The sequence below is a fragment of the Pedobacter sp. HMWF019 genome (genome assembly GCF_003061025.1).
Classification (GTDB): Bacteria; Bacteroidota; Bacteroidia; order Sphingobacteriales; family Sphingobacteriaceae; genus Pedobacter.
Genome location: NZ_QAIL01000267.1, coordinates 1 through 22,161 on the forward strand (window position 1 = coordinate 1; position 22,161 = coordinate 22,161).

Sequence of the window (22,161 nt, forward strand, 5' to 3'; positions counted from 1 at the left end):
ATTTAAAAGTCATATCAATGGGTAATTATTTTTTAGTAAGTTCAAATCTTAAAATACGGACATCTGCCGCAGGTATGGTTTGTTCCAGAATTGTTCCCGCCGTACCCGTTTGACCTGTCCACAGCTCTTTATAATGATGTCCATTTAAAAGCACGTTCGGGATGGCAATTACCGGGATACGAAGATGCACTTCCTCATTGCTGTAGTTAAACAAGGCCAGGTAAAGGTATTGGCCGTCTTTTCTGAAAAAGGCATTGGCCGCCTTTCCACCTTGTGCAGGATAAACAGGCTGGAAAGACTGTCCCGAACGGGCAATTGCATTGACATCGGGATTGGTCAGGAATTTAAGGGATTTCGTTTTCGCCTCCATGCTTCCCCCCGCACTCAGGTCATCACCTGAAATATAGATTCCAGTGGTCACAGATGAAGTTACCCTGGAACGATTCTCTGCTTCAGAATGTCCTTCCAATACAATATGGTCTGCATCATTGTACAAATACACATTGGAGAGCCACCAGCCATAGGTAAGCGAATTCATGGCGTATTCTATTTTTTCTGTATCTCCAAAGACATCACAGGCAATGCGCCTGGACTGTGCATAATCTGCCGGGAAAATTGGCGAGATGGCCTGATTGAGGTAAATGCTATCGCCCAGTACTTCCCTCAGGTATTTCATTCCTTCATTGTAAGCCTGAATGCCAGTCGTCACCTTTGGATTGTAATAGTGATCTGCCTCCAGGGAAGCATGAGCCAGGAAATCCACTTTCATAAATTTAAAACCGAGCCGCTTAAATCTTTCCAGAGATTTTTTAATTCTGGCTTTGGTGCCTGGATGGGTTGGATCAATAGCCGCAGCACCATCAATATATTGTTTGTTGCCATTTGCCCTGAGGTAAAGATCCTTATAGGTATAAGGCGTTCCTTCTATATTCCTGGTGCTGTCTCCACCCCAATCGGCAAAGGGGCCATAATAACCACCCGGGATCTGGTTGTTCTTCCTGCACTCGTTTACAAAAGCGGTCAGTTCTTCATCTGTCCGGTCTTCAGCTCCGGCATCGAGTCCGATATAGGTCACCCCATCGTTCTCAAAACTTTTATCTCTAAGCGCTTTGGCAAAAAAATCAGACACTTCCACTGCTTTTTGACCGGTCAGGTTAAACTGAATCTTGCCCCAGCTGTTCCAGCCAAAGGGAACTCCCCCAGGCCATTTCAGTCTTTTATGTAAACCAGAATTGACTGCAGCAAAATCATTCATTCCTTCTTTCCAGTCTGCATATGAACCTGCAAACATTCTGGGCGAACGCACCAGCTTGCCGCTGATCTTTCCATGAGGCAGGATATCTCTGGATGTAGCATAAGTAAAGCCACCATAAGCTTCTAAACGACGGAGCGTATTGCCTTCTGTTGCAGTGACCACACCTGTTTTCCAGTTATCGTGATCTACAGAACCGATCACCAGCCCCTGGTTTGATGTTTCATTAAACAGCACAGAAACTTCATGACTGGAAACCACCTTACTGAAAGGAAAAGCAACATAACGCACCCATTTGTCGTTGTCAAAAGGTACAAATAAGGCATAATTATTTCCTGAAGGAAGAACCTGAAAAGAGGTTTCGGATTTTAAGGGGGCCATATAAGCGCTGCTGAATGTTTCATTGTTCTTTACAGAAAGCCTGCTCAGGATAAATCCTTTATCCGTATACAACCAATATTCCTGGATCATCTCCGGAAGTCGCTTTGCAGTGGAGCTTACCGTAAAAAGTGTTCCGCTACCGAGTTGATCTGTAAAAGGTTCTTCTTTGATTTCATGTTTGGAATAATCCATACTGGAAATCACCTTTGGAATATGGGCCTCTGCATATACATTAGAAAGGATCTGTTTTCCAAGGGTATAAAAATCGGCCGTACCGGTTTTAAGATTGTAGTTGATATAGGTATTGCCTTTACCTAGTTTTTGGATATCAGCTGCTTTTTTTACAAATGCTGAAGCGGTAAAATTTAAAGCTGCCCCATTATCTTTAGGACCTGCTGTTCTGGAATGAGGAAAAATGAGCTGACCGTTTGCAAATGCAGACAATAAGTAATTACCTTCCGGAACATCATTGATCAGGTAATTTCCGGCAGCATCTGTACTAACCAAACGATCCGCTCCTCCCCTGAGTTGGACCTCTACTCCTTTAACCGGTTTTCCGTTTTTATTTTTGATAATTCCTTTAAAGCTTAAAGACTTTACAGGAACAGTACCATAGGCAATCCGGTCCAGATCTGGTCCACCTTCTACAGGATTATCAAAAGATACCGTATTAAGACCTGCTTTCAGCGGAACAAAGATTTGCTGCAAGCTGGACTGCTCTGAGGGCGCAGTACGCCGGAAAACAACTTTTTGCGGAACGCTCTCCTGGTTGACCCGAACGCCCAGGCTCCGGTCATCCGAAACTCTGAAATAGACCTTTAAAGGATAAAGACCTGTCTTGGGTACTTGCAGACTAAAAACGGCCGTACCATTTTTCAGATCTCCTAAACCAGCTACTTTATTTCCACCTGAACAGGTGGAACAGGCTTCTATTCTTGCGCCATTAGACAGTGTTGCAGCTTCGGCTTCTATAAATTTCTCCTGAGCCAATAGCTTTTGATAAAAGCTGCCCGACAGGCTAAGGAAAGTAATCAGCAAAATTCTTGTTCGCATCTTGGGGTAATTTGGGTATTCAATGATCAATATATCAATAAGTCTATATACAGTTATATCTGCTTATTCTTAAAAGCCAGGATTTTGTTTCAGTACACCTTTAGACAGATCTATATCCTGCTGTGGTATAGGAAACAAATTGTGTTTTTCCGCCACATCAGCACCTTTCGGATTGCCTTTATCATAAGGATCTGTACTGGTGCTATTGTTATAGGTATAAAAATCCTTTATCACCTGCACCAGGCGATGTTGTCTTACCAGGTCATAATAGCGGTGCCCTTCCATAGCCAGTTCCAGTCTTCGCTCCAGCCAGATGTCATTTAACAATTGTGTGCCTGAAGAACTTCTCGGAAGAACGGCACCTGGGTTCAGGCGGTTTGCCCTTTCCCTCACCATATTCAGGCTTTTCAAAGCGACAACCTCATTACCGTTGCGATAAGCAGCCTCTGCATCAATAAGCAGTAAATCTGCATAGCGCATCTGGATAATATTCAGCGGTGCATGGGAGAGTTCATTTGCCGGACGGTCTGCCGGAGCCAGATAGAATTTTCTGCTGATCCTGCCGGATTCGTTTTCAGATAATTTGGTATCATAATGTGAATAATCGAAATTCGGCGTAGGTGCACCAACATTATCACCCTGTTTAATAATGGTCCATTTCAATCTCGGATCATTTTCTTTCAGAAATGCCTGCTCCAGATGGCTTGAAGGTGTATCAAAACCCCATCCGCCATCTGCCCTGCTCCGCGTCAATGTGGTCAGTGCAGTTCCTAAATTGAAGGTCTGATCTGCATTATACTGAAATTCAAAGATCGACTCTACTCCATTTTTGTTACGCACGCTCCAAACATTGCTGAAACTTGGTTCCAGGCTATACTGTCCTGAAGCAATTACCTGATCTGCATATTTTTGCGCCTGTGCCCAGTTTTCTGTAAACAGATAAGTCTTTGCCAGATAGGCATTGGCAGCGCCCTTGGTGGCCCGTCCTAGCTGATCCGCACCCTGTGCAGCCCTTTCCGGTAATACAGCTGCTGCATCAGAAAGGTCTTTAACAATTTGGGCAAAACATTCTTCTTTACTGGATCTGGTTACCGAAAGTACAGCCTGGGGATCCGGAACATTCAGTACCAAGGGCACACCTCCAAAACTCTTTACCAGTTCAAAATAGCAGTAAGCTCTTAAAAATTTGGCCTCCGCAATCAGTCTTTGTTTTACGGCATTGTCTATCGTAGAGGTACTGATGCCCTCGATAGCGAAATTACAATTGCCTACTCCTTTCCAAAGGTAGCTCCACCTGAAGCCAAACCATTCATTGGTTGCATCAAAGTGATAACGGGCAATATCCCCAAAAAGAGACTGATCTCCTGGAATAGAATTGCCTTTAAAAGCGTCATCACTCAAGGCATCGCCCATCATTTGACTTCTGTCCAGTTCATACCACTGGTCGGAATGCGTTCCAAAATAGCAGGCAATCACAGCGGCCTGACAATCGGCTTCTGTTTTAAAGTAATTATCAGTATTCTGACGGCCAATAATAGGCTGGTCCAGAAACTTTTTGCAGCCTGCAGAAAGTGAAGCAAGTGCGATGAGCATGAATATATATCTTTTCATAATAAGTCCTCCAAAAGTTTAGAATGTAAAATTTAATCCAAAAAGAAAGGTCCTTGAAGTTGGATAATTACCCCAGTCCAGTCCTCTGTTCAATGCGGAGCTGTTGTCAGTCCATTGCGTACCATAGGCCAGTTCAGGGTCCAGGCCTTTATATTTGGTTATCGTCAGCAAGTTCTGGGCACTGGCAAAGACTCTGATCTTTCCAACCTTCTCGCTGTTAATGGTATAACCTAACTGTAAATTCCTCAACCTGGCAAAAGAACCACTTTCAATATAGAAATCATTGAATTTAGAGTAATTGCCATTGTTGTCAAAAGCGGCAATACGAGGTGTGGTATTCGAAGTTCCCTCACCATGCCAGGCTATACTTTCCAGTCCTGCAATTTTATTGTAATTGTTACTTCCCGAATTGGTATATCCTTTCAATACATTCACCAGATCTCCACCCAGGTTTCCTGTAAAAAAGACAGTAAGGTCGAAGTTTTTATAGGCTGCAGTAAGGTTGATGCCAAAGGTGAGCTTAGGTGTAGGGTCGCCAATAAAAGTACGGTCAGAAGAGTTGATCACACCGTCGCCGTTAAGATCTTTAAAACGGAAATCTCCAGGTACCGCATTTGGCTGGATCAAGGTACCCGCAGCATTTTTATAGGATGCTACTTCTCCAGCGTTTTGAAAAATACCATCTGTTTGAAGACCATAAAAAGCACCTACCGGATGTCCTTCCCTGGTTAAGCTGGTGGTTCCAAAAATAGCAGTATTACCCGAAAGGATATCATTTCCCTGGGCCAGCTTTTTGGCTGTAGCTGTGTAGTGTGTGGCATTCAGGTTGATCCCATAACTGACCTCTCCTGCCTTATCCTGATAGCCAATACTAAATTCAAATCCTTTGGTTTGCATGGTACCTACATTGGTCCATGGTGAGTTGCCACCAAAGCCTGCATAAGCAACAATCAGCTGGGTAGCAATCATGTCTTTAACATTGCGGACAAAGTAATCTCCCGAAAGGGTTAATTTATTGTTGAGCAAACCCGCATCAAGTCCAAGGTTAATGTCTTCCACCGTTTCCCATTTCAAATCGCGGTTGGGAACAGAAGTTCTGATCACACCAACCTGGGAAGCGCCTGTAGAACCCATAGCACTGTATACCGTTCCTAAATTGGATACATATTGTCCAAGTGGAACTGCGCCCTGGTTACCGACCTGCCCGTAACCAGCCCGGATCTTCAGATTACTTAGCCAGGCTGTATTTTTCAGGAAGTCTTCTTTAGATACGACCCATCCACCTGAAAAGGCAGGAAAAGTACCCCATCTGTGCTCAGGTGCAAAAATAGAGGAGCCATCGGCCCTTACACTTGCAGACAGTAAATACTTGTCTTTATAACTATAGTTGATCCTGCCCAGATAAGATTGCAAAGTACGCACATTGTCAAACCTGGAACCATCTCCCACACCAATATTAAAGCCGTCTGTAGCAGCTACAGGGTAACGCAGCGTCGGGTCATTGGAGGGTATCCCCTGACCGCTGGCAAACAACCTGGTATCTATAAATTTCTCATTGGTAAAACCGGCAAGAACCGTCAGGTTATGGTCGCCAAATTGCTTTTTATAGGTCAGTGTATTGGTATTGTTCCAGTATTTGGAAATATCATGTTGTCTGCTCGCTTTATTGACCAGACTGTATTGTGTTGCACTAATGTTATAAGTAGGTGAAAAGCTATTGTACTCATACAAATCACCGTTTACGCTAAAGCGGGGCTCAAAAGTCAGCCCTGGAATAATTTCATAGCTTCCATAAATACTTCCAACCAGATAGGTGTTTTTTACGTTCTGAAAATTCCGTTCCACTACTGCCAGGGTATTGGGGATATCGGTTGGAGAACTGCCATAGTTATCAAATTCACTCGAACTTCTTTGAACCCTTGCAGGTGTAACCGGATCGGCGAGGATGGCATTCTGAAAAATAGAATTGCTTCCTCCAGGATTTGGTGATGGTGTTCTGCCTGTTCCTGAGATGTTAATATCCTGTCCAACTTTGATTTTGGGACTGATCTTATATTCTGTTTTCAAACGAAAATTGACTCTGTTAAAGTCTGTGGTCTGAATTAGTCCCTTTTCTTTATAATACCCCACACTGCTCGCGTAGTTCAATTTTTCCGATCCACCTGTTAAGCTCAGGTTGTAATCTTGAGTCACTCCCCTCTGCGTTACTTCTTTCCACCAGTCTGTAGAGTTGGTGATTGCATTGACATCTTTATATACCGGTGGATTACCTGAATTACTGGCCGCCAGATTCATAATAGAGGCATATTCTTTAGAATCTGCCATTTTTGGTTTACGTAAAGGGTCAGAAAAGCCTGTTGCAGCATCAAAAGAAATCGTAGTCTTACCTGGAGTTCCGGAAATGGTTGTAATGATAATCACACCATTGGATGCCCTTGAGCCATAGATCGCTGAAGAGGAGGCATCCTTAAGCACATCCAAACTGGCAATATTCTTCGGATTTAAAAAACTGATGTCTGTTAGAGGTACACCGTCTACAACATACAATGGCGCATTAGAACCAAAAGTACTGATCCCACGAATAAAGACCTGAGGGCTGCTTCCGGGCTCACTTCCCGAAGCCACAACTGAAACCCCGGATACCTTTCCCTGTAAAGCAGAGCCTAGGGTTCCAACCGTCATTTTAGACAGTTCCTCTCCTTTTACGGAAGAGATAGCCCCGGTAATATTGGATTTTTTTTGACTGCCATACCCAACCACAACGACATCATTAAGCATGCGTCCCTCTTCATTAGGCTTCAACTGAACACGTATAGAATTTCGGTTACCTACTGTCTCTTCCTGGTGGTTATAACCAATGAAGGAAAAAACCAGGACAGCACCGGGACCAGAAACCTGAATACTGAAGGTTCCATCACTATTGCTTACTGATGTTTTAGTTGTACCCTTCACCTTTATGGTCGTACCAGGTAAGGGGGCACCCTTTTCATCAAGGGTTTTCCCTGTGATGGTTTTTTCTACATCCTGCGCTTTTAAAAGAATAGGAGAAACTATTAAAAAGATCGCACAGAAAAACATCAATTTGAATAAATCGTAAAGTGTCTTCATTTTTAGGATTGGTTTAAATTTGGTTTTTTAGCACTGAATAACCTATACTATTCTATACTATAATTTAAAGATTGTAAAGTTTAAGTGTAAATGCAAATCTTTTTTTCCGGAACCTCATCTAAATGATGGAAAGACATGCCTTTAGATCAGGAAAAACCAGGCCTAAAAGAGCGTATGGCTTATTTATTTCAAATTATGCCTTAACAAGTCCAAGAGGAGAAAACAGAACAAAAACAAATATCATCAACAAAATAAGGACTGCTGCCGCCAGGTAGCGATATTTCCAGGGTTGTACTTTATTTATAATTGTCTTTGTAGACTCGTAAGGATGTGCCATTGGATAGAGGCGTCCAATCAGGAACATAATAGCCATTGTTGCCACGAAGAGAATGGCCATTAAATGAAGAAAATGCATTTGCACAGGAAATATAAAGTGCAGGAATACATAGCAGATGATATAGAACACGACCGCAACTTTAGCAGCCAAAGGAGGCACTCTTTTAGTAATCATCCCAACAAGAATGATGGTGAAAATTGGAATACTGAAAATTCCGGCGATTTCCTGCAGGTAATTATAAAAGCCTTTGTCTGCAAAAATGATAAAGGGCGCAATAAACATCGCCAGAAGGGAAATCGCCACCTCGAAAAGTTTCGCTGTTTTAACAAGCTCCTTTTCTGAGGCAGGTATATCTCGTTTAATCCTTAATGGTTTATAGATATTCAATACAAATAAGGTGCTGCTGCTGTTTAAGCCCGCATTATATACCGTAATGGCAGAGCCTAGTATGACACTTCCTGTTAATCCGATAAACAGAGAAGGTAATGCGTCTTTGATCAGCAATGGAAAAACCTGGGCAGTATTGGTCAGGTCAGGATACAAGTGGACAGCAATAAGCCCCGGAACATTGATCAACAAGGGGCTCAGGAGTTTTGCAACACAGGCCAGTGCAATGCCTTTCTGAGTTTCACTGAGATTTTTAGCCGCCAGCGACTGTTGTACAATATATTGCTCCATCCCCCAGTAATAGATATTCACTACCAGCATCCCGGTAAAAATAGTAGAAAAGGGAACGGCATCTGTTGCGCTACCTATAGCGTTTAAATGAGAAGTTTTAGAGGAAATAATGGTGTGCAAGCCCTCTATAATGCTTCCCTGTCCAAGATATCTGAGTCCATAAACAGGAAGGATCACCGCAATAATCAGCATTCCAAAACTCAGGATACTGTCTGACACAGAAATCGCTTTTAACCCGCCCAGAATACAATAGGTACAGCCTATACCTCCCATGATCCAGACCAGGATCCAAATGGTCTGCCAGTAACTGATATGCAGCACCTGGCTGATATTAAACATCCCATTAAAAGCTACCGCACCTGTATATAATACCGTTGGCAGCAGATTGACGATGTAACTGAGCAGAAAGACAATAGAGACCAGTCGCTTGGTTCCTTTATCATACCTGGCCTCCAAAAAATCGGGTGTGGTAATCATTCCGCTCCTGAAATAGACCGGCATCAGGAATTCAGAAACCAGCAACATGGCCAGAACAGAGCTGATACCCCAGCCAATGATGGTCATATTGTTGATGTAAACCGATTCATTTTCCCCTATAAACTGATTGGCACTCAGGTTGCTTAAAAATAGCGACCCCGCAACCAGCAAATAACTGTTGTTGCGGTTGGCCAGGAATAAAGAAGTTGTATTGGTGATTTTGACCTTCCGGCTTTTGAGCCAGGAAAAAAAACCGACCAACAGGGTACATACCAATAAACTGATTACAGCCGATGTATTCACTTCTACAATGAATTTCGTCTAAGCAGTACAGTTGGCATCACCTCCTGTATTTTTTGTCTGTCCAATACATATTCTGCAGCCTTTTTTCCCATTTCTCCAAAATTTACCGAAAAAGTGGTGATGCCATTACAAACGATCTCTTTTACGGTATCATCGTTATGGGAAAGAATACCTACATCTTTGCCCAACTGAAGATTCTTTGCAATGGTATCCTTAATGATTACCCACAATTCTGAATTGTTGATGGTAAAATAAACTTTCCCTGCTTTTACAGACCCTGGCACATAGGCTGTTTTTACTGTTCCCTTTACCTCAAAATCTTTCAGAAAGCGTTTAAAGGCTTTTAAAATATCTATAGGCTCCGCAGAAGAGGGTTTAAAGAAAAATATGATTTCTTCAAACTCCTTGATCCGTTCACTTAAACTTGCAAAAGCCTGATAAGCCGGCTCTTCAAATTCCTGTACAATATAAGACACTTCCTCGTCTACCGGCACATAACGATCAATCATCAGCAGGCGGTTAGCGGGAATGGACTTCAGCAATTCTGTGGTTTTCGGATGTGGAATCGGTGCAATCACGTACATTCCATATTTACCCTTCATATTAGAGAGAATGCTTTCGAAGGTCTCAATATTATTGTGGTGAAAAAAGATATCCAGGTGCACATTCTCTCCAAGACCTTCTTTAAAATTCCTGTAGAGGTCTTCCTGAAAAACATCAAAATTAAACAATACCAGAGCCACTTTCAGGATTTGCTCTGTATCTTCTATCGCCACAAAATACCCCAGACGATTAGTGGATTTAATGATTCCACGGCTGATCAGCTCTTTATAGGCTTTTGCAATGGTCTCCCTTGCAAAACCGAATTCCTTGATCATTGCGTTTACCGAAGGCAGGATCTCTCCTTTGGAAACCAGCTTTTCATCAATGGCGTTTAGAATCCCCTGAATCAGCTGTTCATTTTTGGAGAGAGAATTGATTTCGGTAAGTTCCCTTATTTTTTGAAAAATAAAATTCATGATCAATATTATATTTGGCCCTGTACTACTCTATACTACTTTTCAAATATGGTAAAGATAAATAGTTTTTGCAAAATTTAATTATTCCTGATCACCAATAAGCACACCAGAAACATTCCATGCGCTGAAGCTTCCGCCTTCAGGCTTACCTAATGGAATAGCCACCTGTATCAGGTGTTTTCCTGGCTTGAGATCCGGTAAAGGAATTTCTACAGGAAGGGTAAGTGTACCTGGGCACCAATTGGAACGGCTTAAATCTGATGAGGACAAACCATTGCCAAAATTTCCGGAGGCCGGATTGAGCATGCGGTAGGTGGCACAATCTTCCCTCCAGGGAATAAAATGGTAGGCGCGGATGCCATCTGTAAATATTTCATTTTGTTTTGGAACAAATTCATCTCCGTTTTCCCAGCCGCCATGCCCGGTTGCCAGGTACCTCAATTTCAAATTCTTTACCCCTTTTGGCACTTCTACTGCCACTGTAAGAGAATCCTTGTCGAATAGTGTTCCATATTCCTGACCTGCCATTTCCATAAGATTTGTGGTGTTAAATATGGGCATCATCCATTTTTTATCGCTCTTTTTATCCTCTCCATCATCTCCAGGATAGTATTTAAAATTAAGACTGGCCTTGTGTCCGCCTTTATCATAGTTTCCTATAAAAACACCGATCCATACTTCTCCTTGTAAACTTGGTAATAAGGTGGTGATGTCTTGTTTGTAGACTACAGAATCGGCCCAGTTATAACCTTTGATCTTTGCCTGTGCATTAAAATGCCCCACTCCAAAGGAGGTGAAGAACCTCATCAGCTCTAAAGGTGGCAAATACTGGTCTGTAGCGATAATTCCCTGGTATTTCTTACCATTTCTGGCATTATACACAGGGAGTACCTGTAAACCGCTCTGGAGTGCTTTTAAAAACGAAACTTCCCGGCTTACCGGAATCATAAAAACAGAACCTGTGCGGTCATAAGCATCGCCATTGGAGTGCTGTACCAGTTCTGCAAATAAATGTTGTCCTGGCAAAGCAGAAGGCAATTTCACTTTTTTCATGATCACTGTCCCACCGGCAAAATGATAGGTAGTATTGGCTTGTTCTACTGTCGGGTTGTCTGTTTTACGACCAAAATTAATTTGCTCGTCGTTAAAGATCTGCAGCGTCATATAACGGCTTTCGATCACCTGACGCTGATAAGCTGGCTCATCGAGCGTGATCCCCCATTGGGCGGGCCACTGCAGTTCTTGCGTTTTGATTTTACGGTAACTGATGTTTCTGGCTACCGTTTCGGAATTGCCATTACGAATGGTTTTGAGCACCAGCCCAAGCCCTGGAGCAATCGTAATAGCCGGGCTGCCTTTTATTTTTAAATCGGTATTATACCAGATTTCAATGGTATTGGAACGGATGAAGAGCTTTGCTTTTTTACACGGAATACCACATATGGTATCTATTCCCGGCAGCAATTCAGCCGAAGCATATTCTGAAAATGGTTTCTTAAAAGTATACTGAGTGCCTTTGCTGTTTAGCACCTGATAGCTGGCTGCCTCGTCAAATTGCAGAAACTGCTGCTCTGTCTGTGCGCCATTCCTGGTCAGGCGCGCCTGCTTATCTTTAATAAATAGTTTTAGTTCTCCGTCCTGATCTTTTCCATTGCTGCGAAATTTATAGGTAACTACAGCCTGGGTTGCATTGGTATTCTTTTGGGCAAATAAGGCGGTGCTGATGAACAACAGCACACAGCCGATAAATAGGGTTCTCATGGAGGGTAAAGATAATGGCTTTTTTTTATGCTGTTCTCTTAATAATTTCAATACATGCGCGGCTGTTGTGGTACGGACATTTCCAGGGTCCGGTTTTATCTTCATCTGGCATCACCTGATCATCTGCACCAATCCCCCAAAACCATTCGCCGTTGTTTCTATCAATGATCCTGTTTTTTACAAATGTCCAGGCACCCATTGAAGCGGCAAAAAACTTCTCCTCGCCAGACAATTCCCAGGCGTTGTAAAATCCAAGCATAGCTTCAGCCTGTACCCACCAGTGTTTTTCGCGAACGACATGCTGCGAGGCAGGCTCGCAGGTGTACCACATCCCTCCGTCAGCATCAAGACCTTCCAAAGAAGCTGTTGACATTTTTAAAGCCAGCACTTTAAATGCATCAATCAATTCGGCTTCTCCGGTTACCTCTGCAGCCTCTTGTAATAGCCAGGAGGCCTCAATGTCATGGCCATAGGATATGGTATCCGATTTCCGCGCCCAGTCTTCATCGAAGAGCAGTGTTAAATGCCCCGTATCCGCATTAACAATGAAATTTCTGAAGTTTGCAAGAAGATCAACCAGTTGCAGTTTCAGCTCCTGGTCTGGCCAGATGCGGTATAAATTGGTCAAACCTTCCAGAACATGCAATTGGGTATTCATGGTTTTCGATTCATCCAACAGTTCCCATTGCTGACCAAAAGCTTCAAAGTAACCCCCTTTTTCCTTGTCCAGACCATAACGGATCAGATCTTTGTATAAAGCAACCGCATGATCTTTTGCTACTTCTTTACCTGAAGCCATAAAGAACTCACTCATGGCGTAGATGGTATAGGCGATAGTATAGATCTTTTTTTTTGTGTCCAGCGGATTTCCTTTGGGGTCTGCAGACCAATACACCCCACCAAATTCATGATCAATGAGGTGATCTACGATATAGTGATAGGCCCGGCCGGCATGTTCAAGATATTCTGGCAGCGGATTCTGATTATAGGCAGCAGCAAAGGACCATAAAATCCTTGCATGAAGCACGGCCCCTTTTGCTGCGGTTTCATCAATAATGTTGTCCTGATCAATTCTTCCTACAAAGCCCCCATACGTATCATCAGGGGTAAAATCCATCCAGTAACTAAGGATGTTTAACAACTCCGATTGCAGTTCTGCTGCATATTTTTTTTCTTGTTCCGCCACGTTATGCATTTAATGTTTCTTCACCAGCTGGTTATTTCCAATATTGCTCAGAATCGTCTGTACGGTTGCCGCCGAGCGGAGGCCGTCTGCAGGCGTATTCATCACATAATCCAGTAATATAGCTAAGTTAGTGGTTGCAACGTGCATTCTTGTATCTGAAGAGGCATAATAAATAAATATTTTTCCATCTTCATCTAAAATCCAACCATTACAAAAAACCACATTAGATACATCTCCAACTCTTTCTGTGCCCTGGGGCGCCAGAAAATAACCAGCAGGTTTATAAATCACCTTGGTCAGGTCATGCAGATCGGTCATAAACAAATATAGTACATATCTTAATCCTGCAGCCGTATTTCGCACCCCATGCGCCAAAAAAAGCCAGCCATGTTCCGTTTTAATTGGCTCCGGTCCCATGCCGTTCTTTGCTTCATAAACTGTATGGTATTGCTTTGGATCGACCACAATTTCCTTTTCAATCACGGCTTGTTCCATCGATGCACTAAGACCAAAACCAATACCACCACCTGTACCGCTTTCAATAAAGCTGTCTTGCGGACGGGTAAAAAACGCATATTGTCCTTCTACAAATTCCGGGTGTAATACGACGTTTCTTTGTTGTGGGGAGGGTGTTTTCAAATCAGCGAGGCGTTCCCAGGTTTTCAGATCCCGGGTACGGACAATACCGCATTGTGCTACTGCCATAGACTGGTCGTAAACAGGGGCAGATGGGTCTTTCCGCTCTGTGCAAAATAGTCCGTACATCCAGCCATCTTCATGCGCAACGATACGCATATCATAAACATTGGTATCTGGTTCTTCTGTTTCCGGTAAAATTACTGGTGTTTCCCAAAAACTAAAGTGATCTATACCATTCGGACTTTCCGCAACCGCAAAAAAGGACTTTCGGTCTGCAGCCTCTACCCTAACTATCAGGATATATTTCCCGTTAAATTTAATTGCACCGGCATTGAATGCCGCATTAATAGAGATCCTTTCCAACAAATTTGGATTGCTTTCTTCTCTAAAATCGTACCGCCAGTTTAATGGGGCATGGGCAGCGGTTAATACAGGATGTTTGTATCGGTTAAAAACCCCGTTACCCCCTTCTATCATTTGGTTGTCCAGGGCAATCAGCCCCGCATAGTTGTCGTAAAGGTCTTGAACCTTCTTTTCAAAATTATTCATTTTTTATGATGCAGATAAATATCTAGTAATCGTTCAGTTTATTCCACCATGTCTTTTTAAGGATGGTGATGATGACCGCCAGGATCAACACTGTAATCACCAGTGGTAGCTTCTGCATCATGATCAGATACATGGGCAGAATGGTTAAGCAGAGTTGGGCGATAATACCCAGAACGACATTGAACATGTTTAACTTAAAGTTCTTGTTGGGCTGGAACAGGGGATCATCGGCAAGGACCAGATCGTTGACAGGTTTCCAAAACCCCCATGGCCGGACTGTTGTATAAAAAGATTTAAGCACCGTTATTTCCGTAGGTTCAGCAGCATAGGTTCCCAGGATACAGCCAGCCATAGACAGGATAAACAATAAAGGCCAGTAGTAAAGATCCAGTCCGGAAAGCACGCCGAAGGATTTTAAAATGGCCAGGGCAATTGCGGGTACAATGCCAAACATCATGCCCCAAAAGAAGCCGTTTGCATTGAAACGCCACCAAAACCATTTCAACATATTTGCAGCTACATAACCACCATATAAGCCAGAAACGATCCATTGCAATACTGTGTTCACATCTTTTACAAAAAGGCCCAGGATCACCCCGATGGCAACCACCAGTATGCCGACCAGATAGTTCATACGGATGATTTTTTGCGTACTGGCCTCCGGGTTAACATATTTAAGGTAAATATCGTTCACAATATAGGCCTGAGCCGCATTTAGCGTTCCGCTGAAGGTTCCCATAAAGGCGCCAAGCAACCCTGTAAGTACCAAACCCAACACGCCCACCGGAAGGAAAGTATTGATGGCTGCCGGAAGGATCCTTTCAAAATCAGTAACGCCATCTGGTCCTTTTAAATACAGCTGATTATAATACAGCAAGGCGAGTACAGTTAAACCCATCACCATCGAGTAACGAATGGGTAGTAGAATAATGCTGACGAATCCGGTCATTTTACTGGCTTCTTCCGGACTTTTTGTACTCAATACCTTTTGCATATCATAATTTGGAGCCGGCCCGGCCAAAGAAGCAAACACGCCTTTCATCAACATCATACCAAAGAACAATCCGAACAAACTAAAACCATCATCAGCAATCTTTTTATTCGCTTCTGCAGCAATTTTGCTCCAGTCGAGATCAAGACGCCAGCTAAAAAACGGATCATCCCATCCCTTAGGAACATTTAGGGCCTGCCCATGTAAGTGTTGATAGGCAATAATTCCAATAGAAATACAAGCAACGGTCATGATGATATATTTGATCACATCTCCAAGGACGATACTGTGCATTCCACCTATAATGGAATAGAACATGGCAAAAAGTGTGAATACGATTCCGTAGAAATGTGGTACATATCGATCGGAAAGTTCAAAGGGAACATAGTCCTTCACCTGGCTCCAGGGCACAAAAATCTCTATAAATTTTCCGAGCCCTACAAAACCATAAGCCAGAAAACCAAAGCAGCTGATCAGCGCAAAAGCGATGACCACCACCTGAGAACCTTTTACCCCTTTTCCGGAAATCCCGAAACGGGTAAGCAGCCATTCCGCTCCGGTATTGGCATTGCTCTTGCGCAGCCATTTACTCAGAAACATCATCATAAAAACCTGGTTAAACACCGGCCATAACCAGGGTATCCATATGCTTTTCAGACCATACACAAAACAAAGGCTCACCATCCACATGGTTCCACTGATGTCGAACATGTCTGATGCATCACTTAAACCGAGCATATACCAGGGCAGGGATTTACCCCCCATTAAATAGCTTTCTTTATTTTCTTTTGCTTTTTTTCGATACCAAAGACCAATAAAAATGGTCAGCAACAGGTAGGCAAGAATGATACACAGATCAATACTTGTTAATCTCATGGTTTAGGCTTGTTGAGTAAGTGACTTAGGTTATTCAATAACGAACTAAAATTAGGCATCAATTTAGCATTAACAGTAATACTATTTTAACCAATCAATATATAAATCCTATAATATCACTCCATTTAAGGCGCCATACAATTAAATAGCTTCATATTTTGTTTATATTGCCTATAATGTTCTTTTATCTGATCTATAATACTTTTGAACGCTGCTAATTATGAACAACATCATTAAAGAAATCACACCGCTCACTCAGAACGACTGTTTTACGATCTTTTCCAGGATAAAAAAGGAGTTTGATTTCCCACTTCATTTCCACGAAGAATATGAACTGAACCTGATCCTGAATGCTGCAGGGGCAAAGCGCATGGTTGGAGATAATGTAGAAGAAATTACAGATATGGAACTGGTACTTGTTGGTCCAAACCTTTCTCATGTATGGACCACACATCATTGTAAAAGTGAGGAAATCACTGAAGTGACTATCCAATGGCACAGAGATCTGTTTGATGACAAAATGCTCAGGAGAAATCAACTCACCTTTATCAGGAGAATGTTTGAACGTTCTGTAAGAGGTATACTTTTCCCAAAAGAAACCGTAGAAAAACTGTACAAAAGAATATTAGCCATTAACCAGCTGCAGGGATTTGATTCTGTCCTTGAACTGATTAGCATTCTGCATGAGTTGTCCACGTCAAAAAGCATGCGCGTTTTATCAGATGCAACATTCAATAATGATCAGGTCCTGAATTACAACAGCAGGAGGATAGACAAAGCCTTTGAATTTATGCATGCAAACTTCCATAAACCTATCAATCTGAAAGACTTATCTAAACTGGTTAGCATGACCGAGGTTTCCTTTAGCCGTTTCATCAAAAAGAGAACAGGCAATACCTTTATTGACAGCCTGAATGACATCAGGCTAGGACATGCGACCCGGATGCTCATTGAAACGACACATTCTGTGGCAGAGATATCGTATAACTGCGGTTTTAACAACATTTCTAATTTTAACCGTTTGTTTAAAAAGAAAAAACGCTGTACCCCAAAAGAGTTCAGGGAAAACTTTTCAGGAACCAGGGTCTTCATATAAAAAAGAAAACAACAATATCACTCAACTTTCCTATCTCCATGGAAATGAGCAGGCAAAAATGATTTCTAATTGGAAAGGATTTAATATCTTCAGGAAAGATTTGAACTCTGCAGATAACCGCTCCAATATGAAAGCAAAAAGTCTACTCTTGTTTTTTGTTCTTTGCTGTCCGCTTTTCTTTCCAGGCTTAAGCTTTTCTCAGCCATCTACCAAATCTCCGCTAAACCAGTTTCTTACCTATATAAACCTCAATAATGACAGCCTTGCTTTAGAAAAGCTATATATTCAAACGGATAAGCCGTCTTATCTGTCCGGAGACACACTATGGTTTAAGGGGTATTTACTCCAGGCTTCTCTTCAAAATTATTCTGTAAAAAGCGGAATACTTTATCTTGAGCTTGTCAATGATAGCAACCGGCTTTTGCAAAGAATTATGGTGCCGGTCTACAAAGGGATGACGACGGGTTATATACCCATTGATAGTGACAGACCAGAAGGTATTTACACCTTGAGGGCTTATACCAGCTGGATGAGAAATTTTGGAGAAAGCTATGTCTTTGAAAAACAATTTTACCTTAGTGCAAATTATAGTTCTGTCTGGCTGATCAACTACAGGACATCTGCTGAGCATCAGCGCAAAATCAATGTGGAACTTTACATTAAACAATTTGATCAGTTCCCGGTGGGCTTAAGGGAAATACGGTTTTCTGTTACTAGTGAGAAAAAAACTTTTTTAAACACCAGGACGGAAACTCTGGCCGATGGCAAGCTGCATCTCGATTTTGAACTACCAGAGAAAACCAGCGCCAAAAATCTTTCGTTGAACATTGAAGACCTTCGCAAAAGCCAGGAAAAACGTAAAATAAGTGTGCCTCTAATCTTGAACAGACCAGAAAAAATGGATCTTCAATTCCTTCCGGAAGGCGGAAAACTTGTTAGCGGCCTGCCTGCAAAAGTAGCTTTCAAAGCGCTCAATGAACAAGGCTATGGCATGGCCGTAGCAGGAAAAGTATACAACAACCAACAGCAGGAAGTGGCCGTTTTTAATGCCCAACACGCTGGAATGGGTACATTTGATTTTGTTCCACAGGATATTGGACCTTACACGGCCAGGATCAAATTGCCAGATGGATCATTTAAGGATTATCCCCTACCTGAGGTTAGCCAAACGGGAATCACTCTCCAGGTTGTTAACCCCTTTAACACCGATTCTTGCATTGTAAAGGTGCGTTCCAGCCCCGGTATAGCCATGACCAGCCGCCATTATTACCTGATTGCAATGACCGGAAATATAGTCTGCTGGGGAGCCATGGTAGACCTTAAAAAGGAAGTATGCAATTATAAAGTGGACAAAAGAATCTTTCCAACTGGAATTGTGCGTTTCCTGTTGACCGACGAAAATCATAAAACCTGGAATGAACGCCGGATCTATAACGACCTTGGAGATCAGCTTAATATCCAGTACCACATGAATAAAGCAAGCTTTATGCCCCGGGACAGTGTTGCTTTAGACATCCTGGTAACAGATAAAGAAGGCAAACCTGTATCTGGCACCTTTTCTCTTGCTGTAACCGATGATGCCCAGGTAAAAACAGATTCTACCGCAACATCTATCCTTACCTACCTGCTGTTAACATCAGACCTGAAAGGACATATTGAACAACCTGGATATTATCAAAATGCAGTCGGGCAAGCGGATAAATGGCAGCACCTGGACCACCTGCTGTTGTCCCAGGGCTGGGCCGGATACGACTGGAGCGAAGCGATCAAGCCTGTTAAAGTGTTCTCCTATCCTTCCGAGGAAGAGTTTCTGATTAAGGGAAAGGTAACCAACATGTTTAACAAGCCGGTGGCCAAATCTGAAATTGTTTTAATATCAAAAAAACCAGCACTGATTTTAGATACCATAACCAATAGCAAAGGCATTTTTACATTTAAAGGCATTTTCCCAATAGACACCGCTTCATTTTTTATCAGCGCAAAAAACAAACGGGGTAAAAGCTTTAATGTAGGGATTGAAGTAGAAGAATTTAAGCCCCCGGTTTTTACTTCGGCCACAAAACGAGACCTGCCATGGTTTGTCAATATAGATACCAGTACTTATTTAGCTGTAAATAAACAGGTCAATCTAAAAAAAGAGCAATTACGCAAAACCGGAGGCAATATGCTGAAGGAGGTAGTGATCAAAACGAAAAGAATAATTAAAGATTCCAAGAACCTCAATGGTCCTGGTCAGGCAGATCTGATCATTGACGAGGAACAGTTGGAAAAAGAAGGAAAGACAAGTCTGGGAGATCTTCTGAATAAGAACCTGAAAGGTTTCGGGATACGAAATACAAAAACTGGCTTACCTTACTATGGTGTCTATCGCAGTTTCGTCCATCTGGTTGTAGATGGGATAAATACAGATTTTTTCATTACAGATCTGACCTCCCGTTATCAGTACCTTAAAGATATTTTTGACTATTTTGACGCAGAAGAAATTACAGGGATTGAGGTGATGATGAGTGGAAAATACCTAACGAGTTATGCCATACGCTTTCTTGACCCAATGGAGCACCACTGGGACCATGTCTTCATAGAAGTGACTACCCGGGGTGGCAAAGGCCCTTTCCTGAAAAAGAGTGTTGGAACCTATGTTTATAGACCTATGGCCTTTACCCTGCCTAAAGCCTTCTACTCCCCAAAGTATGCACCAAATAGTCAGGCAGACCAGACTGATATCCGTTCTACTGTATTCTGGGCACCCAATATCATTACTGATGAGCATGGGAAGGCGAAAGTCAGCTTCTTTGCTGCCGACAATCCAGGCACTTACACCTTTATTATAGAGGGAACAGATCTACAGGGACATTTAGGGACGCAAAGAAAAAAAATTGTGATTGGCCAATGAGAAAAAAGCCGGAATCAATTGATTTTTTATATAAATGAAGGAAGGAAACTTATCCACATTTGTTAGACCAAAACTGATTCCATTACAAAATCATACTTTAAACAGTTTAAACCTAGTTTTTGTCTTTTGAGTTCAAATAGTGCCCAGATTTGTTAATTAGGGGGTTTTTATTACATTTGACACATACCAAAAATAAAAACTATGTACCAGCTAACCGTAGCACCAGGCGAAGTGAATGAAGTTCTAGGAAAACATATTTTAGCCGATGGTTATGATATGACCTACGATATGGACAAGAGTCAGGGTGCCTATATCTATGATGCGAAGTATGAACGTAAGCTACTTGATTTTTTCACTTGCTTTGCCTCTGTTCCTTTAGGATACAACCACCCTAAAATGATCAATGATGAGGCTTTTAAAAAGAATCTTTTAGCTGCCGCCATCGCCAATCCGTCTAATTCTGATGTGTACACACAACAATACGCGCAATTCGTTGATACTTTTTCTAAAATTGGTATTCCTTCTTATTTGCCACACGCTTTTTTCATTGCGGGAGGTTCCTTAGCCGTGGAAAATGCACTTAAAGTAGCGATGGACTGGAAAGTGCAGAAAAACTTTGCAAAAGGTTATAAGGAAGAGAAAGGTTTTAAAGTTTTACATTTTGAAAAAGCTTTTCATGGCCGCAGTGGCTATACCTTAAGCTTAACCAATACACTGCCGGACAAGACCAAATGGTTTGCTAAATTTGAATGGCCAAGGGTATCTGTTCCCACCATAAAATTCCCACTGGAAGGAGATAACCTGGCACTTGCTGTACATACTGAAGAAATTTCTATAGCCCAGGTAAAGCAGGCCTTTGCAGAAAACAAAGATGAGATCTGTGCCATTATTATTGAACCCATACAATCTGAGGGGGGCGACAACCATTTAAGAGAGGAATTTTTAATTCAGCTTAAGACCCTTGCTGATGAAAACGAAGCTTTCCTGATCTATGATGAGGTACAAACAGGAGTTGGTTTAACAGGTAAATTCTGGTGCCATCAGCATTACAGTGAAAAAGCACGCCCGGATATTCTTGCTTTCGGCAAAAAAATGCAGGTATGCGGTATATTAGTAGGTGATAAAGTAGACCAGATAGAAGGAAATGTGTTCAGAATTCCTTCGAGAATTAATTCGACCTGGGGTGGTAACCTGGTAGATATGGTTCGTTCTACTCAAATTTTGCAGATTGTACAGGAAGACCAGCTTTGCGACCATGCTGCAGAGGTTGGACAATACCTGAAAGAACAATTGCATACACTGGCCTCCAAATGCGACAAAATCAGCAATGTACGGGGTAAAGGACTTTTATGCGCTTTTGATTTCCCGGGCAAGGATATGCGCAATGCTTTTATTCAGAAAGGGATGGACAAAAATGTCATGTTCCTGGGTTGCGGCAATCAGACCATCCGTTTCCGCCCAGCTTTATGTATAGAAAAACAACATATTGACGAGGGTGTAGCGGTAATGGAGCAGATTTTACCTTCTTTATAATGAACAAAAGCAGGACTAAAATTATTCTTGGGATTTTGGTATTGGTGCTGGTGGCATGGATGCTGAAAGGAACTTTTTTCCAACCCGGCGCAGGCGATCTGAAAGGGGGCTTCAAAGAAGTGGCCAGATACAGAAATGAAAACAATACTGGACCAGTCCAATACGTGTTTGTGGTCACCGTAAAAGATACAACAGGGGCTGAAATGGAAAAATACGGCAATTTTAAACCACACCACAAAGGCGGGAATACAAAGGTCTATTTCTTCCCCGAAGGGAAACCTGTACCTACGAAACTCCAGCCCGGAAAAGAGAATTTTGATCCTGTTTATAATATTTCCTGTATTGCACTTTATGAAAAAAGCGCAATGGGAAATGTAAGTCTTTTAAAAAAGCCCTTTAATCATTAAAGGGCTTTGCT

At 42.2% G+C, this 22,161-nt stretch carries 13 protein-coding genes; 4 read left to right on the forward strand and 9 right to left on the reverse strand.

What is annotated here, in order from left to right; translation table 11 throughout:
* Nucleotides 1-25: 25 nt before the first annotated feature.
* The 9 genes from DBR11_RS15530 to DBR11_RS15570 form a co-directional block, all read right to left on the reverse strand.
* On the reverse strand, nucleotides 26-2,686 hold the full coding sequence (locus tag DBR11_RS15530) for a carboxypeptidase regulatory-like domain-containing protein (RefSeq protein ID WP_108553572.1): 2,661 nt from the start codon (nucleotides 2,684-2,686) through the stop codon (nucleotides 26-28).
* A gap of 69 nt (nucleotides 2,687-2,755) precedes the next feature.
* Nucleotides 2,756-4,297, reverse strand: coding sequence for a RagB/SusD family nutrient uptake outer membrane protein (locus tag DBR11_RS15535; protein ID WP_108553573.1), 1,542 nt, complete (start codon nucleotides 4,295-4,297; stop codon nucleotides 2,756-2,758).
* An 18-nt stretch (nucleotides 4,298-4,315) separates the two neighbouring features.
* Nucleotides 4,316-7,405, reverse strand: a complete 3,090-nt coding sequence (locus tag DBR11_RS15540) for a TonB-dependent receptor (RefSeq protein ID WP_108553574.1) — start codon at nucleotides 7,403-7,405, stop codon at nucleotides 4,316-4,318.
* A 193-nt stretch (nucleotides 7,406-7,598) separates the two neighbouring features.
* Nucleotides 7,599-9,200, reverse strand: a complete 1,602-nt coding sequence (locus DBR11_RS15545) for a solute:sodium symporter family transporter (protein WP_108553575.1) — start codon at nucleotides 9,198-9,200, stop codon at nucleotides 7,599-7,601.
* Nucleotides 9,201-9,202: 2 nt separating this feature from the next.
* Nucleotides 9,203-10,219 carry a GntR family transcriptional regulator gene (locus tag DBR11_RS15550; RefSeq protein WP_108553576.1) on the reverse strand — a complete coding sequence of 339 codons (1,017 nt, stop codon included), beginning with the start codon at nucleotides 10,217-10,219 and terminating at the stop codon, nucleotides 9,203-9,205.
* Between the two features lie 81 nt (nucleotides 10,220-10,300).
* On the reverse strand, nucleotides 10,301-12,085 hold the full coding sequence (locus DBR11_RS15555) for a PNGase F N-terminal domain-containing protein (protein WP_233260773.1): 1,785 nt from the start codon (nucleotides 12,083-12,085) through the stop codon (nucleotides 10,301-10,303).
* Nucleotides 12,006-13,166, reverse strand: coding sequence for an AGE family epimerase/isomerase (locus tag DBR11_RS15560; RefSeq protein WP_233260774.1), 1,161 nt, complete (start codon nucleotides 13,164-13,166; stop codon nucleotides 12,006-12,008). Before DBR11_RS15560 ends, DBR11_RS15555 begins: the two co-directional genes overlap by 80 nt.
* Nucleotides 13,167-13,175: 9 nt before the next feature.
* Nucleotides 13,176-14,354, reverse strand: coding sequence for a glycosidase (locus DBR11_RS15565; protein ID WP_108553579.1), 1,179 nt, complete (start codon nucleotides 14,352-14,354; stop codon nucleotides 13,176-13,178).
* A gap of 22 nt (nucleotides 14,355-14,376) precedes the next feature.
* Entirely contained in the window at nucleotides 14,377-16,221 is a 1,845-nt protein-coding gene (locus tag DBR11_RS15570) for a sodium:solute symporter family protein (RefSeq protein WP_108553580.1), read from the reverse strand.
* Nucleotides 16,222-16,441: 220 nt separating this feature from the next.
* On the opposite strand from DBR11_RS15570, the gene DBR11_RS15575 reads away from it, so the two are divergent.
* The 4 genes from DBR11_RS15575 (at nucleotide 16,442) to DBR11_RS15590 (ending at nucleotide 22,150) form a co-directional block, all read left to right on the forward strand.
* The gene (locus tag DBR11_RS15575; protein ID WP_108553581.1) at nucleotides 16,442-17,317 is read left to right on the forward strand and encodes an AraC family transcriptional regulator; all 876 of its coding nucleotides are present in this window, start codon (nucleotides 16,442-16,444) and stop codon (nucleotides 17,315-17,317) included.
* 127 nt (nucleotides 17,318-17,444) lie between these two features.
* Entirely contained in the window at nucleotides 17,445-20,210 is a 2,766-nt protein-coding gene (locus DBR11_RS15580) for a hypothetical protein (protein ID WP_146186552.1), read from the forward strand.
* A 201-nt stretch (nucleotides 20,211-20,411) separates the two neighbouring features.
* A complete protein-coding gene (gene lat / locus DBR11_RS15585; protein ID WP_108553583.1) occupies nucleotides 20,412-21,743 on the forward strand; it encodes an L-lysine 6-transaminase in 1,332 nt (443 codons plus the stop codon).
* On the forward strand, nucleotides 21,743-22,150 hold the full coding sequence (locus DBR11_RS15590) for a hypothetical protein (protein ID WP_108553584.1): 408 nt from the start codon (nucleotides 21,743-21,745) through the stop codon (nucleotides 22,148-22,150). Before lat ends, DBR11_RS15590 begins: the two co-directional genes overlap by 1 nt.
* The last annotated feature ends 11 nt before the right edge of the window (nucleotides 22,151-22,161 follow it).